This is a genomic window from Aeromicrobium tamlense, from assembly GCF_013408555.1.
Classification (GTDB): Bacteria; Actinomycetota; Actinomycetes; order Propionibacteriales; family Nocardioidaceae; genus Aeromicrobium; species Aeromicrobium tamlense.
This window is the reverse complement of the sequence record NZ_JACBZN010000001.1, coordinates 716,631-732,055: the sequence shown is the minus strand read 5'-3', so window position 1 is coordinate 732,055 and position 15,425 is coordinate 716,631. Positions and strand designations below refer to the sequence as shown.

General features: G+C 70.4%; 14 protein-coding genes. 2 read left to right on the top strand and 12 right to left on the bottom strand.

All coding sequences use genetic code 11. From position 1 onward, the window contains the following. Positions 1 to 13 precede the first annotated feature (13 nt). Genes BJ975_RS03725 through hrcA form a run of 6 tightly spaced genes read right to left on the bottom strand, consistent with a single transcriptional unit; the run spans position 14 to position 5,352 of the window. Positions 14 to 1,294 (bottom strand): hemolysin family protein, encoded by a 1,281-nt coding sequence (locus tag BJ975_RS03725; RefSeq protein ID WP_179423768.1) that lies wholly within the window; start codon positions 1,292 to 1,294, stop codon positions 14 to 16. Between the two features lies 1 nt (position 1,295). Further along, a complete protein-coding gene (ybeY, locus tag BJ975_RS03720; RefSeq protein ID WP_179423766.1) occupies positions 1,296 to 1,763 on the bottom strand; it encodes an rRNA maturation RNase YbeY in 468 nt (155 codons plus the stop codon). Beyond that, complete coding sequence (locus BJ975_RS03715) at positions 1,741 to 2,763, bottom strand: PhoH family protein (RefSeq protein ID WP_179423764.1); 1,023 nt, start codon at positions 2,761 to 2,763, stop codon at positions 1,741 to 1,743. Before BJ975_RS03715 ends, ybeY begins: the two co-directional genes overlap by 23 nt. Positions 2,764 to 2,780: 17 nt before the next feature. Next, positions 2,781 to 3,125: a histidine triad nucleotide-binding protein gene (locus tag BJ975_RS03710; RefSeq protein WP_179423762.1), complete on the bottom strand. Its 345-nt coding sequence runs from the start codon at positions 3,123 to 3,125 to the stop codon at positions 2,781 to 2,783. Between the two features lie 27 nt (positions 3,126 to 3,152). Next, the gene (gene dnaJ / locus BJ975_RS03705) at positions 3,153 to 4,301 is read right to left on the bottom strand and encodes a molecular chaperone DnaJ (RefSeq protein WP_218845727.1); all 1,149 of its coding nucleotides are present in this window, start codon (positions 4,299 to 4,301) and stop codon (positions 3,153 to 3,155) included. A gap of 34 nt (positions 4,302 to 4,335) precedes the next feature. Continuing rightward, positions 4,336 to 5,352 carry a heat-inducible transcriptional repressor HrcA gene (gene hrcA, locus BJ975_RS03700; RefSeq protein WP_179423760.1) on the bottom strand — a complete coding sequence of 339 codons (1,017 nt, stop codon included), beginning with the start codon at positions 5,350 to 5,352 and terminating at the stop codon, positions 4,336 to 4,338. Positions 5,353 to 5,465: 113 nt separating this feature from the next. On the opposite strand from hrcA, the gene BJ975_RS03695 reads away from it, so the two are divergent. Together BJ975_RS03695 and BJ975_RS03690 are read left to right on the top strand one after the other, a co-directional pair. Continuing rightward, positions 5,466 to 5,894: a hypothetical protein gene (locus BJ975_RS03695; RefSeq protein WP_179423758.1), complete on the top strand. Its 429-nt coding sequence runs from the start codon at positions 5,466 to 5,468 to the stop codon at positions 5,892 to 5,894. Beyond that, entirely contained in the window at positions 5,887 to 6,723 is an 837-nt protein-coding gene (locus BJ975_RS03690; RefSeq protein ID WP_179423756.1) for a DUF3097 domain-containing protein, read from the top strand. The genes BJ975_RS03695 and BJ975_RS03690 overlap by 8 nt, the downstream gene beginning before the upstream one ends. Here BJ975_RS03690 and BJ975_RS03685 read toward each other — a convergent pair. The 6 genes from BJ975_RS03685 to lepA all read right to left on the bottom strand — a co-directional run bounded on the left by BJ975_RS03685 (position 6,707) and on the right by lepA (position 15,397). Further along, positions 6,707 to 7,738: a lysylphosphatidylglycerol synthase domain-containing protein gene (locus BJ975_RS03685; protein ID WP_179423754.1), complete on the bottom strand. Its 1,032-nt coding sequence runs from the start codon at positions 7,736 to 7,738 to the stop codon at positions 6,707 to 6,709. The two genes, BJ975_RS03690 and BJ975_RS03685, sit on opposite strands and share 17 nt — an antisense overlap. Continuing rightward, positions 7,719 to 8,969 (bottom strand): arginine deiminase, encoded by a 1,251-nt coding sequence (locus BJ975_RS03680; protein ID WP_179423752.1) that lies wholly within the window; start codon positions 8,967 to 8,969, stop codon positions 7,719 to 7,721. The genes BJ975_RS03685 and BJ975_RS03680 overlap by 20 nt, the downstream gene beginning before the upstream one ends. Positions 8,970 to 8,991: 22 nt before the next feature. Then, positions 8,992 to 10,422 carry a basic amino acid/polyamine antiporter gene (locus tag BJ975_RS03675; protein ID WP_179423750.1) on the bottom strand — a complete coding sequence of 477 codons (1,431 nt, stop codon included), beginning with the start codon at positions 10,420 to 10,422 and terminating at the stop codon, positions 8,992 to 8,994. A gap of 40 nt (positions 10,423 to 10,462) precedes the next feature. After that, positions 10,463 to 11,578 carry a radical SAM family heme chaperone HemW gene (gene hemW / locus BJ975_RS03670; RefSeq protein ID WP_179423748.1) on the bottom strand — a complete coding sequence of 372 codons (1,116 nt, stop codon included), beginning with the start codon at positions 11,576 to 11,578 and terminating at the stop codon, positions 10,463 to 10,465. A 24-nt stretch (positions 11,579 to 11,602) separates the two neighbouring features. Continuing rightward, positions 11,603 to 13,438, bottom strand: a complete 1,836-nt coding sequence (locus BJ975_RS03665; RefSeq protein ID WP_179423746.1) for an AMP-dependent synthetase/ligase — start codon at positions 13,436 to 13,438, stop codon at positions 11,603 to 11,605. A gap of 99 nt (positions 13,439 to 13,537) precedes the next feature. Beyond that, positions 13,538 to 15,397 carry a translation elongation factor 4 gene (lepA, locus tag BJ975_RS03660; RefSeq protein ID WP_179423744.1) on the bottom strand — a complete coding sequence of 620 codons (1,860 nt, stop codon included), beginning with the start codon at positions 15,395 to 15,397 and terminating at the stop codon, positions 13,538 to 13,540. Positions 15,398 to 15,425: the final 28 nt, after the last annotated feature.

The following is a 15,425-nucleotide window of genomic DNA, read 5'->3' as shown; positions in this document are numbered from 1 at the left end:
GTACCGGCCGGGCTCAGGCCTCGGCGGTGACGTCCAGCGGCTCGACGCGCGAGACGACGACGCGGCCGATGCGGTTGCGGCGGCCCTGGGGCGCCTGGGCCTCGAGGCGCAGGCCGTCGACCTCGACGACCGAGCCCGGGATCGGGACGGTGCCGAGGTGCTTGGCCATGAGGCCGCCCACGGAGTCGACGTCCTCGTCCTCGACGGGGATGCCGAAGAGCTCCTCGAGGTCGTCGACGTCGAAGCGGGCGCTGACGCGCCAGGCGCCGTCGGACAGCTGCTCGCGCTCATCGGGCTCGTCGTCGTACTCGTCGGTGATCTCGCCGACGATCTCCTCGAGGATGTCCTCGATCGTCACCATGCCGGCGGTGCCGCCGAACTCGTCGATCACGATCGCCACGTGGGTGCGCTGCGCCTGCATCTCGCGCAGCAGGTCGTCGGCGTGCTTGGTGTCGGGCACGTAGACGCACGGGCGGCAGATCGAGTCGACCTTCTCGGTGGTCTCGGCCGCGTGGTTGTCGAAGACGCGCTTCGTGACGTCCTTGAGGTACGCCATGCCGATGACGTCGTCGAGGTTCTCGCCGATCACGGGGATGCGCGAGTAGCCGCTGCGCAGGCCCAGCGACATCGCCTGGCGCAGCGTCTTGTGCTTCTCGATGTAGACCAGGTCGGGGCGCGGCACCATGACCTCGCGGACGATCGTGTCGCCCAGCTCGAACACGGACTGGATCATCTTGGACTCGTCGGACTCGATCACCGAGCTGGCGGCGGCGAGGTCGACGAGCTCGCGGACCTCGACCTCCGACGCGAACGGGCCCTCGGCGAAGCCGCGGCCCGGGGTGAGCGCGTTGCCCAGCAGGATCAGCAGCCGCGGGACGGGACCCAGCAGCACGGTCAGCCAGATCACCGGCGCGGCGGATGCCACGGCGATGCTCTCGGAGTGCTGCCGGCCCAGCGTGCGCGGCGCGACGCCGATGACGACGAACGACACCACCGACATGAGACCGGCGGCGATGAGGACGTTCTGCCAGTAGCCCTCGACCTCGTCGGCGACGATCGCCGCGACGAGCACGATGCCCGTGGTCTCGGCCAGCATGCGCAGGAGCAGCACGGAGTTCAGGTAGGGCGCCGGGTCCTCGAGGATCCGCGCGAGGCGCTTGGCGCCGCCGACGCCCGCCTCGGTGAGCTCGTCGGCGCGGGCGCGCGAGAACGTGGAGAGGGCCGCCTCCACCGCCACCAGCACGCCGGCCAGCACCACGAGGAAGACGGCCAGGGCTATGGCTGGACCACTCATCTCAGCTCTCCCGGAGGGCCGGGTCGGCCCACTCGAGCAGCAGGCGGCCCTGGATGCCGAACATCTCGGCGTGCTCCTCGGGCTCGGCGTGGTCGTAGCCCAGCAGGTGCAGGATGCCGTGGACGGTGAGCAGCGCCATCTCGTCGTCGCGGTCGTGACCGGCGGCCGGGGCCTGCTGCTCGGCGACCTGAGGACACAGCGCGATGTCGCCGAGGTAGCCCGCGTCGCGCTCCTCGTCGTCGCGGCCCGGCGTCAGCTCGTCCATGGGGAACGAGAGCACGTCGGTGGGGCCCTTCTTGCCCATCCACTGCGCGTTGAGCACGGCGATCGTGTCGACGTCGACGAGGCGCAGCGTCATCTCGGTCTGCGGGTGCAGGCGCATGCGGCGCATGACGAACCGGCACAGCGAGGTGAGGGCCGCGACGTCGACGTCGTCGACCCCGGACTCATTGAGGACGTCGACGGTCATGCGCTCCCCCGGCGGCGTCGGCGCGTCCGCGACCGTTCGCCTCGTACTGGTCGTAGGCGGCGACGATGCGGCCGACCAGCTTGTGGCGGACGACGTCGTGGCTGGTGAGCCGGCTGAAGTGCACGTCGCGCACGTCGTCGAGGATCTGCTGCACCACGCGCAGGCCGCTGGTGGCGCCACCGGGCAGGTCGACCTGCGTGACGTCGCCCGTGACGACCATCTTCGAGCCGAAGCCCAGGCGGGTGAGGAACATCTTCATCTGCTCGGCGGTGGTGTTCTGCGCCTCGTCGAGGATGATGAACGCGTCGTTGAGCGTGCGGCCGCGCATGTAGGCCAGCGGCGCGACCTCGATGACGCCCGACGTCAGCAGCTTGGGGATCGACTCGGGATCGAGCATGTCGTGCAGCGCGTCGTACAGCGGACGCAGGTACGGGTCGATCTTCTCGCTGAGGGTGCCCGGCAGGTAGCCCAGCCGCTCGCCGGCCTCGACCGCGGGCCGGGTCAGGATGATGCGGGTGACCTCCTTGGCCTGCAGCGCCTGCACGGCCTTGGCCATCGCGAGGTAGGTCTTGCCGGTGCCGGCGGGACCGATGCCGAAGACGATCGTGTGCTCGTCGATCGCGTCGACGTACTTCTTCTGGTTGAGCGTCTTGGGGCGGATCGTGCGGCCACGGTTCGACAGGATGTTGAGGCTCAGCACGTCGGCCGGGCGCTCCTGCGTCTCGGTGCGCAGCATGCCGATGCTGCGCTCGACCGTCTCGGACGTGAGCGCCTGCCCGGTGCGCAGGATCGTGACGAGCTCGTCGAGGAGTCGCTCCACGAGGGCGGCCTCGGCGGGCTCGCCCGTGATCGTGACCTCGTTGCCGCGGGCATGGATCCGGGCGTCGAACGCCGCCTCCATGAGACGCAGGAACTCGTCGGCGGGCCCGAACAGGGAGACCAGGGGCACGGATGCGGGAATCGTCACCGTGTGCCGCGGCGGTGCAGTGTCGTCAGTCATACCCCTCCAGCGTAGCGTCAGGCCAGGAACAGCTTCGAGACGTCGACGCCTGCGAGCAGGTGCACGTGCGCGTGGAAGACGGTCTGTCCCGCGTTCGCCCCGGTGTTGAACACCAGGTTGTAGTCCTCGTACCCCTCCTGCGTGGCCACCACACGCGTCTGCGCGAGGAGCTCGGCCGCGACGGCCGGCTCGGCCGAGGCGAGCGAGGCCGCGTCGGGCTCGTGGACCTTCGGCACCACGAGCACGTGGACGGGCGCCTTCGGGTTGATGTCGCGGAACGCGATCGTGTGCTCGGACTCGGCGACGATCTCGGCCGGGATCTCCCCGGCGACGATCTTGCAGAAGATGCAGTCAGCAGCCATGGGGCGACTCTAGCGACCCGCCGCGGCCTACTTGAAGGCGTCGCGGATGCGGCCGAAGACGCCGGAGCGGGAGTGGTGACCCACGACCGGGTCGACGTGCTCCTCGCCGCGGGACGCGGCCAGCTTCTCCAGCAGCTCGCGCTGCTCGGCGTCGAGGTCGCGCGGCGTCTCCACCACGACCTGCACCGTGAGGTCGCCGCGTCCCGAGCCACGCAGGCGCGGGACGCCGTGGCCGCGCGCCACGACGGTCTCGCCCGACTGCGTGCCGGCGGGCACCTCGATCGCGACGGTCCGCTGGTCGGCCTCGACGTCCTCGCGGTCGGCGTCGATCGTGGGCAGGTCGATGCGGGTGCCGAGCGCGGCGGCCGTCATCGGCACCGTGATCTGGCAGGCCAGCGCGTCGCCCTGACGCGTGAAGACGGGGTGACGCGCCACCTTGATCTCGATGTAGAGGTCACCGGCGGGGCCTCCCCCGGCGCCGACCTCGCCCTCGCCCGCGAGCTGGATCCGGTTGCCGTCGTCGACACCGGCCGGCACGTTGACCTGCAGGCTGCGGCGCGAGCGGACCCGGCCCTCGCCGTTGCACTCGCGGCAGGGGTCGGGGATGACGGTGCCGTAGCCGTGGCAGGTGGGGCAGGGGCGCGAGGTGCGGATGTCGCCGAGCAGCGAGCGCTGGACGTGGTGGACGCTGCCGTGACCGTGGCAGGTGCCGCACGTGACCGGCTCGGAGCCGGCGTTCGCGCCGGAGCCGTCGCAGACCTCGCACGTGACCGCGGTGTCGACCTTGATCTCGCGCTGGACGCCGAACGCCGCCTCGGCGAGGCTGACCGAGAGGCGCAGCAGCGCGTCCTGGCCACGCTGGGTGCGCGGGCGCGGGCCGCGCGACGACGTCTGGCCGAAGAACGCGTCCATGATGTCGTCGAAGCTGAAGCCCTGGCCGAAGCCGCCGCCCATGCCGCCGCCGGCCGACAGCGGGTCGCCGCCGCGGTCGTAGATCGACCGCTTCTGGGGGTCGGACAGCACCTCGTAGGCGGTCGTGACCTCCTTGAAGCGCTCGGCGGCGTCGGGGGCGTCGCTCACGTCGGGGTGCCACTTGCGGGCCGCCTTGCGGTAGGCCTTCTTCAGCTCCTCCGGGGTCGCCTCGCGCGACACGCCCAGCAGTTCGTAGTAGTCCAAGATCTCTTCTCTTTCGCAGTCCGAGGTGGAGCGCTCAGCCGTCGGCGAGGATTCGCCCGACGTAGCGGGCGACGGCGCCGACGGCGGCCATCGTGGCGGGGTAGTCCATGCGGGTCGGCCCCATCGTGCCCAGCTGGGCGAAGGACTCCCCGTCGGGTCCGTAGGTGCTGGAGACGACGGCCGTGCCCGACAGGTCGTCGCGTCCGGTCTCGCGGCCGATCCGCACGTGTGGGCCGACCGTGGCCTCCCCCAACAGGTGCAGCAGCACGACCTGCTCCTCCATCGCCTCCAGCACGGGCCGGATGGCGGTGTCGAAGTCGGCGCCGAAGCGGGCCAGGTTGGCGGTGCCACCGACCGCGACGCGCTCGTCGGACCGCTCGTTGGAGAACGTGTTGGCCAGCGTGGTGACGATCGCGGAGACGACGGGGCGGTCGTCGACCTCGAACGTGTCGATCAGCTCGGCCAGGCGCAGCGAGGCCTCGGGCAGGCGCTCGCCGAGGGTGGCCCGCACGAGGCGCGACTTGAGGTCGCCCAACAGGCCCTCGCCGGGGGTCTGGGCGAGCTCGACGATGCGCTGCTCGACGCGGCCGCTGCTGGTGATGACCACGATCAGCACGCGCGAGCCCTCGAGCGCGACGAGCTCGACGTGGCGCACCGTCGACCGGGTCAGCGACGGGTACTGCACGATCGCGACCTGGTTGGTCAGCTGGGCGAGGATCTTCACGCTGCGCATGACGATGTCGTCGACGTCGATCGCGCCGGACAGGAAGGTCTCGATCGCGCGGCGCTCGGCGCCCGACAGCGCCTTGACCTCGGCGAGCCGGTCGACGAACATCCGGTAGCCCTTGTCGGTGGGGATCCGGCCGGCGCTGGTGTGCGGCGCGGTGAGGTACCCCTCGTCCTCCAGGGCGGCCATGTCGTTGCGGATCGTGGCGGGCGAGACGCCGAGGCGGTGGCGCTCGACCAGCGCCTTCGAGCCGACGGGCTCCTGGGTGGCGACGTAGTCCTCGACGATGGCTCGCAGGACGTTGAGCCGGCGGTCCTCGATCACGCTGTCACCTCCCACGCTGCTGGCACTCGACCCTGACCAGTGCCAGTCTAGCGAGGCCGTCGAGGGCGGTGTGCCTGCACGAACGGCGTCCGCGGACATGGCAACCTGTCGGGGTGAGTGAGGTCTCCGTGCGCCCCGACGGCGCGATCGAGGTCGTCGACGGGGACCAGGTCCTCGTCTACACCCCCTACGCCGTGACCGCCCCCGACGGCACCACCGTCGCGCACGAGTCGCGCGGCGGCTCGATGGCGTCGGTCTGGGCCGGCGCCGTCGGCGAGGCGTTCGTCGAGGTCTCGCACCTGGGCCATGGGCCCGAGGGCGGCGAGCTCGTCATGGTGGTCACCCGCCCCGGTCACGCGCCCGAGGTCGCGCTCGGCGCTCTCGTCACCGACGAGATACCGGCCGAGGTCCCCAAGACCTGGCCCGCCGCGGTCGACCTCGCGATCGGCCTCATCGCCGGCGACACGCTCGACAGCGGCACGAAGGACGACGTCGAGGACTTCCACCAGCGACTCCTGGGGGCGTGGTTCGGCCATGGCTGACCGCTACGGGTCCGACGTGCTCTCCGGCGACTGGCGCCGGCCCGCCCGAGGCCGCTCCACCGAGCTGGCCGCCGATCCCGGCCTGGTCGTCGAGGAGGCCTCCTCCGGCTTCGTCGGCGAGATCATGCGTGTCGAGCGCGACCTCGGCACCGTGGAGCTGGAGGACCGCCGGATGCGACGCAAGGTCTTCCCGCTCGGCCCCGGCTTCCTCATGGAGGGCAAGCCCGTCGTGCTCGTCGCGCCCACGCCGAAGGTCGCCGCCGCGCCCACCCGCACCGCCTCGGGCTCGCGCGTCGCGGCAGACACCCGCGCGAAGGTCGCGCTGCCCAGCCGCATCTTCGTCGAGGGTCGTCACGACGCCGAGCTCGTCGAGAAGGTCTGGGGCGACGACCTGCGCGCCGAGGGCGTGGCCGTGGAGCACCTCGGCGGCATCGACGACCTCGCGGGCATCGTGCGCGACTTCTCCCCCGGCCCGAAGCGCCGCCTCGGCGTCCTCGTCGACCACCTCGTGCCCGGCTCGAAGGAGCAGCGCCTCGCCGACGCCGTCGCCCACGTGCCGCACCTGCTGGTGGTGGGTCACCCCTACGTCGACGTGTGGCAGGCCGTGAAGCCGCAGCGCCTCGGCATGGACGCGTGGCCCACGATCCCCCGCACCATCGAGTGGAAGAAGGGCATCTGCGCCCACCTCGGCTGGCCGCACGCCGAGCAGGCCGACATCGCGCGGGCGTGGAAGGCGATCCTCGGCCGGGTCGACTCCTGGACCGACCTCGAGCCGGCCTTCCTGGGGCGGGTCGAGGAGCTCATCGACTTCGTCACGCAGCCGGCGTAGTCGGGCGCCGCAGCAGTTCCCACTTCCACAGCGCCACCGACAGCAGGCCCAGCAGGATCGGGCCGCCGATCGTCACGATGCGCCACACGAAGAATCCTGCGATGACGCCCTCCTCGTACACGTCGGTGCCGACGCTGAGGAGGGTCGCGATGACCACGGCGTCGAGGATGCCGATGCCCGAGAACGGGAACAGCGTGAGCGGGTAGGCGACGAGGAACGCCACGACGACCTCGATCGCGGGCACCTGCTGCGCGTCCACCCCGACGAACCGGAGCGACGCGACGAGCAGCGTCGCGTCCACCAGCACCATGGCCGTCAGCGCGAGCAGCGAGCGCGGCAGCGCCCGCGGCACCCGCCCGATGACCTGGCGACGGAAGCCGGCCGCCGACTCCGCCCAGGCCTCCCCCGAGACCTTCGGCCGCACCCGCGCCACGAGGTCGCCCGCCCGGCGCGCGAGCACGGCCGTGAACGCCTCGCCACGGAACGCCAGCCACAGCGCCCCGAGGATCGCGACGCTCACGAGCATGCTCGGCAGGGCGCCGAGCAGCTCACCGAGGTGGAACGTGCCGAGGAGGATCATCAGCAGGCTGCCCAGCACCGGCGCCCCGAACCGCACGACGTAGAACGAGAGCGTGTTCATGACCGAGCCGGCCACCGCGGCGGGCAGCGCGATCCCCCAGGACGTGAAGATCGCGAACCGCATCACGTAGTCCGCCGGGGGCGGCGCGACCGTGGTCATGAGGATCGCGGCCTGGTCGTTCTGCATCGCCCGCCACGACGGCAGACCGTCGATGAACAGCGCCAGCGGCAGCGCGTTGAGCCACTGCCGCAGCAGCAGCCCGAGGCACAGCACCAGCAGCTGCCACGCCTCGAGCCGGGCGAGCGAGGAGCGCACGCCCTCCCAGTCGATCTCGTCCGCGAGGCTGATCCCGACGGCCAGGATCAGCAGCGTCACCGCGACGGTGACCGCGAAGCGCAGCCAGCGGCGCCGCGGCTCAGCCGTCGAGGGGCTCACGGATGATCGGGCACGTCATGCAGTGCCCGCCCCCGCGGCCGCGCCCGAGCTCGGCTCCGACGATCTCGATGACCTCGATGCCGGCCTTGCGCAGCAGCGAGTTCGTGTAGGTGTTGCGGTCGTAGGCCACGACGACGCCCGGCTCCAGCGCGACGAGGTTGTTGCCGCTGTCCCACTGCTGGCGCTCGGTGTCGTACTCGCTGCCGCCCGTCTCGACGACCTGGAACTTCTCGATGCCCAGCGCGTCGGCCACCACGTCGAGGAACGGGGTGTCCTCGTGGTCGATCACCTCGATGCCCGGGAGCCCCTCGCCGGGCAGCACCGTGAAGGCGTGGATCGTGTTCACGATGTCGGGGTAGATCGTCACCACGTCGCGGTCGGCGAACGTGAACACGGTGTCGAGGTGCATCGCAGCGCGCAGCTTCGGCATGCCGGCGACGATCACCTTCTCGGCGGCGCCCCGGTCGAAGAGGGACTTGGCCAGCTGCGTGATGCCCTGGCGCGACGACCGCTCGCTCATGCCGATCAGCACGACGCCGTTGCCGGGGACGAGGACGTCGCCGCCCTCCACGGTGGCTGTGCCCCAGTTGACCTCGGGGTCGCCCCACCAGACCTTCGAGCCGGCGAAGTCGGGGTGGAACTCGTAGACCGCCTTCATCAGCAGCGTCTCGTCCTTGCGCGCCGCCCAGTACAGCGGGTTCAGCGTGAGTCCGCCGTACACCCAGCACGTCGTGTCGCGCGTGTAGAGCGTGTTCGGCAGCGGCGGCATCAGGTACTCGTGACCGCCGTGGGCCTCCCGCACCAGGGCGCGGTAGCCGGGCGCCAGCTCGCGCGGCAGGTCGCGCGTGGACAGGCCGCCGATGAGGAAGCGAGTCAGCTCGTCGGCGGGCAGCTCGTCGAGGTAGCCGCGCGTCTCCTCCACGAGGCCGACGCCGACCTCGTTCGCGACGATCTTGCGGTCGAGCAGCCAGGCGCGCGCGGCACGATCGGCCATTGTGTCGGCGAGGACGTCGTGCAGCTCGATGACCTCGACGTCCCGCTCGCGCATCTTCTCGACGAAGTCCTGGTGGTCGCGCTGGGCGTTCTGCACCCACAGCACGTCGTCGAAGAGCAGGTCGTCGCAGTTCGACGGCGTGAGGCGCTCGTGCGCGAGGCCCGGCGCGCAGACCAGGACCTTCCGCAGTCGACCGACCTCGGAGTGGACGCCGTAGGCGTCGGACGGGTTCGTCATGGGGCTCCTTCGGGACGTGGCATCACAGCGTGATCCAGCCGGTGACGAGTGCGAACAGGGCGACGACGGCGCCCATGAAGATGATCGCGCACAACGCCCCCTCCGACACGGTGAAGATCCGCAGACGGCGTTCGAAGCGCGCGATGACGTAGAGCAGCACCGCGGGCGCGTAGAGCAAGCACGACAACAGCAGGAACTCCAGACCTGCGGCGACGAAGAGGAAGATCGCGTACGCGGTGGCGACGCCCGCGAAGACTCCGTGCTTCACCCGCTCGGAGGAGTCCTCCTCGTAGGTCTCACCCGACAGGGTCAGCTTCAGCGCGTAGGCCGCCGCCAGCAGGTACGGCACGAGCGCGAGGCTCGTGGTGAGGTCCAGCATGAAGTTGAGCGAGTCGTCGACGAACAGCGTCAGCGCCAGCAGGGCCTGCACGCCGATCGTGGTCGCGATGAGCGCGGCGATCGGGGTTCCCGAGGCGTTCTCGCGGCCGAGGAACCGCGGCATGTCGTTGCTGCGGGCGGGGACGAACGCGACCTCGGCGGCCATCAGGGTCCACGCGAGGTAGGCGCCGAGCACCGACACGATGACACCCGCGCTGATGAACCACTCGCCCCACGGGCCGACGGTCTCCTCGAAGAGGCCCACCATCGACGGCTGGCGGGTGCCGGCGATCTGCGACTGCGGGAACGCGCCGTACGACACGAGGGTGACGAGCGAGAAGATCGCCAGCACGCTCAGGAAGCCCACCACCGTGGCCTGACCGACGTGCTCGCGGCGCTGGGCGTAGCGCGAGTAGACGCTGGCGCCCTCGATGCCGATGAAGACGAACGTCGTGACGAGCATCGTGCTCTTGACCTGCTCGGTCATCGTGCCGAGGTCGTCGTAGGCGAAGAAGTTGTCGCTGAACGTGCCCGCGTCGAAGCTCAGGCCCAGCACCACGATGAACACGAGGATCGGGATGATCTTGAAGATCGTGACGAGGCGGTTGATGACGGCCGCGTCGCGGACGCCGCGCGCGATGAGGACGTGGAACACCCACACGCCGGCGGACGAGATCGCGACCGCCAGGATCGTGTCGCCGTCGCCGAACTCCGGGAAGAACGCGCCGATCGTCGCAGTGATGAAGACCCAGTAGAAGGCGTTGCCGGCCATCGTGCTGGCCCAGAAGCCGACCGCGGAGTTGAAGCCGACGTAGTCGCCGAACCCGGCCTTGGCGTAGATGAACACGCCGGAGTCCAGCTCGGGCTTGCGCACCGCGAGGGCCTGGAAGCAGAAGGCCAGCATGAGCATGCCGGTGCCGGCGATCGTCCACGCGATGAGGGCGCCCGCGACGCCCGTGGCCGTGCCGAAGCGCGCCGGCAGCGAGAAGACCCCGGCTCCGACCATGGAGCCGATGACCATCGCGGTCAGGACCGGGCGGCTGACCTTCGAGGTGGTGACCTCCACGTCCCCCATGGGGCGAACGTAGCGCAGCCGACAGGGTGCCGAACAGGCCTCAGAGGTCGCCGACAGCCTCAAGGACCACACGGTCGGCCATGAGGCGGCCCGTGCGGGTCAGCACCACGCGGTCGCCGCGCGGCTCGAGCCAGCCCGCGTCGACGAACCGGCTCACGTCGCCGAGCAGGCTCGGCTCGATCCCCTCGGCCAGGCGGATGCGCAACATGACGTCCTCGAGGTGACGCGCGTCGGCGTCGGGACGCTCGCCGTCGGCACGGGGCGACTCCCCCGCCGTGAGCCGCTGCGCGTAGGCGGCGGGGTGCTTGACGTTCCACCAGCGCTCACCGTCGACGAACGAGTGCGCGCCGGGTCCGACGCCCCACCACTCGCCGCCGTTCCAGTAGCCGACGTTGTGACGGCACTGTGCCGCCTCGTCGCGAGCCCAGTTCGACAGCTCGTACCAGCGCAGCCCCGCGGCCTCGAGCAGGTCGTCGGCCAGCAGGTACTTGTCCGCGGTCTCGTCGTCGTCGGGCATGACGACCTCACCGCGACGGACCTTGCGGGCGAAGGCGGTGCCGTCCTCGACGATCAGCGCATAGGCGCTGATGTGGTCGGGCTCCATCTCCAGCGCCGCCTCCACGGTGTGACGCCAGTCGTCCATCGTCTCGGTGGGCGAGCCGTAGATGAGGTCGAGGCTGACCTGCTCGAAGCCGGCCTCGCGCGCCCAGGCCACGGCCTGCGGAACGCGCTCGGGATCGTGCGTGCGGTCGAGCACCGACAGGACGTGCCGCACGGCGGACTGCATGCCGAACGAGATCCGGGTGAAGCCGCCCTCGCGCAGCTCGGCGAGCGAGGCGGGCGAGACGCTGTCGGGGTTGGCCTCGGTGGTGACCTCGGCGCCGGGGGCCAGCGCGCCGCGCGCGTCGACCGCCTTCAGGAACCGCACGAGGTCACCCGCAGGCACCTGCGACGGCGTGCCGCCGCCGACGAACACGGTGTCGACCGTGCGCTCGGGCACGAGGTCGAGCTCGCGCAGCGCCGCCTGGATGTAGGTGGTGCGCGACGCACCGACCACGTCGGGTCCGCCGAGCTCGTCGGCGGTGTACGTGTTGAAGTCGCAGTAGCCGCACCGCACCGAGCAGAACGGCACGTGCAGGTAGATGCCGAACGCCACGCACCAAGGGTACGTGGCGGCCCGTCAGGCCCCGGCGTAGAAGCCGTCGAGCACGTCGGCGTAGCGCTCCTCGACGACCCGGCGCTTGACCTTCATGCTCGGCGTGATCTCCCCGGACTCGATCGACAGGTCGTGGTCGAGGACGGCCCACTTCTTGATCGTCTCCCACGGGTTGAGCTTCGCGTTGAGCTCCTCCACGTCCTGCGCGATCTGCTGCTGGATGCCGGGCGAAGACACGATCTCCTGGTAGGACTTGCCGGACATGCCGTGGTGCTCGGCCCAGCCGTCGACGGCGTCGGGGTCGAGCGTGATGAGCGCCGAGCAAAACTTGCGGTCGTTGCCGTGCACCACCATCTGGCTGGCCAACGGGCACACCGCCTTGAAGATGCCCTCGATGTGCGACGGCGCGACGTACTTGCCGCCCGAGGTCTTGAAGAGGTCCTTCTTGCGATCGGTGATCCGCAGGAAGCCGTCGGCGTCGAACTCGCCGATGTCGCCGGTGGCGAGCCATCCGTCGTCGGTCAGCGCGGACGCCGACTCGGTCTCGAGGTTGTGGTAGCCGCGCATGACGTTCGGACCCTTGATGAGGACCTCGCCGTCCTCGGCGATCTTGACCTCGGAGCCGGGGAACGGGCGGCCGACGGTGCCGATCTTGAAGTCGTCGGGGTGGGCCACGACGGCGCCGGCCGACGTCTCGGTCAGGCCGTAGCCCTCCAGCACGAGGATGCCGGCGGCGTGGAACCACTCGGCGATGTCGGTGGAGAGCGAGGCGGCGCCGGAGATGAAGAACCGGACGCGCCCGCCGAAGCGGTCGCGGACCTTGGAGAACACGAGCCTGTCGGCGATCGCGTGCTGCGCCTTCAGCGGCAGCGGCACGGGCTTGCCGGCCCGGGTGAGGCGCGAGACCTGCAGGCCGACGCGCTCGGCCCAGTGGAAGAGCTTGAGCTTGGGGCCGCCCTCCTCCTCCATCATGCCGACGATGCGTCCGTAGGCCTTCTCGAAGATGCGCGGCGCGGCGCCCATGAACGTGGGCTTCACGACCGCGAGGTTCTCGACGATCTTCGGCACGCGGCCGTCGACCGCGCACGGGAAGCCGACGGCGAGTTGCGTCGTCAGCAGCACCTTGCCGAACGAGTGCGCCATCGGCAGCCAGCGGTACTCGAGGTCGTCGATGGAGAGGAAGCCGGGCGCGGCCACGGCGGCGCCCTCGTAGGTCCAGCAGTCGTGCACGAGGCGAACGCCCTTGGGACGGCCGGTGGTGCCCGACGTGTAGATCAGCGTGGCCAGGGACTCGGGGCCCGTGGCCGCGATGCGCTCCTGCACGACGCCCGGGTGGTCGGCGAGGTGCTTCTCGCCGAGGTCCAGCAGGTCCTGGAACGAGATGACCCAGTCGCCGTCGGTCTCGCCCTCGTAGACGACGACCTTGGCCACCTGCGGCAGCTCGGCGCGGCCCTCGCGCAGCTTCGCGACCTGGCTGTCGTCCTCGGCGAAGACGACGCGGCTCTCGGAGTCGGCCAGGATGTAGACGACGTCGTTCGTCACCGTGCTGGGGTAGACGGTGGTCGTGGCCGCGCCCGCGGAGTTGATGGCGAGGTCGGACAGGATCCACTCGATGCGCGTGCCCGACGCGATCGCGACGCGCTCCTCGGGCTCGATGCCCAGGGCGACGAGGCCCGCAGCCAGCTTCGTGACCTTCTCGCCGGACTGGGTCCAGGTCAGCGAGTGCCAGTTCTCGTCGGCATCGGGGTAGCGGAACGCCTCGCGGGGACCCGACGCGTCGACGCGGCTGAAGAACAGCTCACCGACGCTGCGGGCGCGGTTCTGGACGATCGTGAGTTGGTCGGCGGCGGAGACGGACATTGGAGAGCTCCCGGGGGACGGTCGACACTGTGATGCCCGTCACCCTACCCGCGCGTACGGGCCACGCGGGTGTTTCTCGTCACAGTTGGCCCCGAGGGCTCAGGACTGCTTGGCGTCCCCGGTGGAGAGGGCGGCGATGAACGCCTCCTGGGGGACCTCGACGCGACCGACCATCTTCATGCGCTTCTTGCCTTCCTTCTGCTTCTCCAGCAGCTTGCGCTTGCGGCTGATGTCGCCGCCGTAGCACTTGGCGAGGACGTCCTTGCGGATCGCGCGGATGTTCTCGCGGGCGATGACGCGCGCGCCGATGGCGGCCTGGATCGGCACCTCGAACTGCTGGCGCGGGATGAGCTCCTTGAGCTTGCCCGCGAGCGCGACGCCGTACGTGTAGGCGCTGTCGCGGTGGACGATCGCGCTGAACGCGTCGACCACCTCGCCCTGCAGCAGGATGTCGACCTTCACCAGGTCGGCGGCCTGCTCGCCGGCGAGCTCGTAGTTCAGCGAGGCGTAGCCCTTCGTGCGCGACTTCAGCGCGTCGAAGAAGTCGAACATGATCTCGCCCATCGGCAGCGTGTAGCGGATCTCGACGCGGTCCTCGGACAGGTAGTCCATGCCGCCGAGCTGGCCGCGTCGCGCCTGGCAGAGCTCCATGATCGTGCCGATGTAGTCCGAGGGCGCCAGGATCGTGGCCGAGACGACGGGCTCGTAGACCTTCGCGATCTTGCCCGAGTTCGGGTACTCGCTCGGGTTGGTGACGACGTGCTCGCTGCCGTCCTCGAGCTCGATGCGGTAGACCACGTTGGGCGCCGTGGAGATGAGGTCGAGGTTGAACTCGCGCTCGAGCCGCTCGCGGACGATCTCCAGGTGCAGCAGGCCCAGGAAGCCGATGCGGAAGCCGAAGCCCAGTGCGCCGGACGACTCGGGCTCGTAGACCAGCGCCGCGTCGTTGAGCTGCAGCTTCTCCAGCGCGTCGCGCAGGGTGGAGAAGTCGTCGCCGTCGATCGGGTACAGGCCGGAGAACACCATCGGGTTCGGGTGCTGGTAGCCGCCGAGCGGTTCGGAGGCCGGCTTCGTGGCCGACGTGACGGTGTCGCCGACGCGGCTCTGGCGGACCTCCTTCACGCCGGTGATGAGGTAGCCGACCTCGCCCACGCCGAGGTGGTCCTCCTTGACGGGCTCGGGGCTGATCACGCCGACCTCGAGCATCTCGTGGACCGCGCCGGTGGACATCATCTTGATCTTGTCGCGGTGGCTGAGCTTGCCGTCGACCACGCGGACGTAGGTCACGACGCCGCGGTACGTGTCGTAGACGGAGTCGAAGATCAGCGCACGCGGCGGGCCGTCGGGATCGCCCTCGGGCGGCGGGACCTCGTCGACGATGAGGTTCAGCAGCGCCTCGACGCCCTGGCCGGTCTTCGCCGAGACCCGCAGCACGTCGTCGGGGTCGCCGCCGATGATCCCGGCGATCTCCTCGGCGTACTTCTCCGGCTGCGCGCCCGGCAGGTCGATCTTGTTGAGCACCGGGATGATGTGCAGGTCGGCGTCCATCGCCAGGTAGAGGTTCGCCAGCGTCTGCGCCTCGATGCCCTGGGCCGCGTCGACCAGCAGGATCGCGCCCTCGCACGCCTCGAGCGAGCGGCTCACCTCGTAGGTGAAGTCCACGTGCCCGGGCGTGTCGATCATGTTGAGCACGTAGGTCGTGCCCGCGTCGTCGCCGTCGGACTTCGTGAACGGCATCCGCACGGCCTGGCTCTTGATCGTGATGCCGCGCTCGCGCTCGATGTCCATCCGGTCGAGGTACTGGGCGCGGGCGGCGCGCTCGTCCACGACGCCGGTCAGCTGCAGCATGCGGTCGGCGAGGGTCGACTTGCCGTGGTCGATGTGCGCGATGATGCAGAAGTTCCGCAGCAGGTCGGGCGGCGTCGACCCCGGGGCCGGGGCGGTGGTGGGGCGCGTCATGGTGAGATCCATTGTCCACGACCCGCAC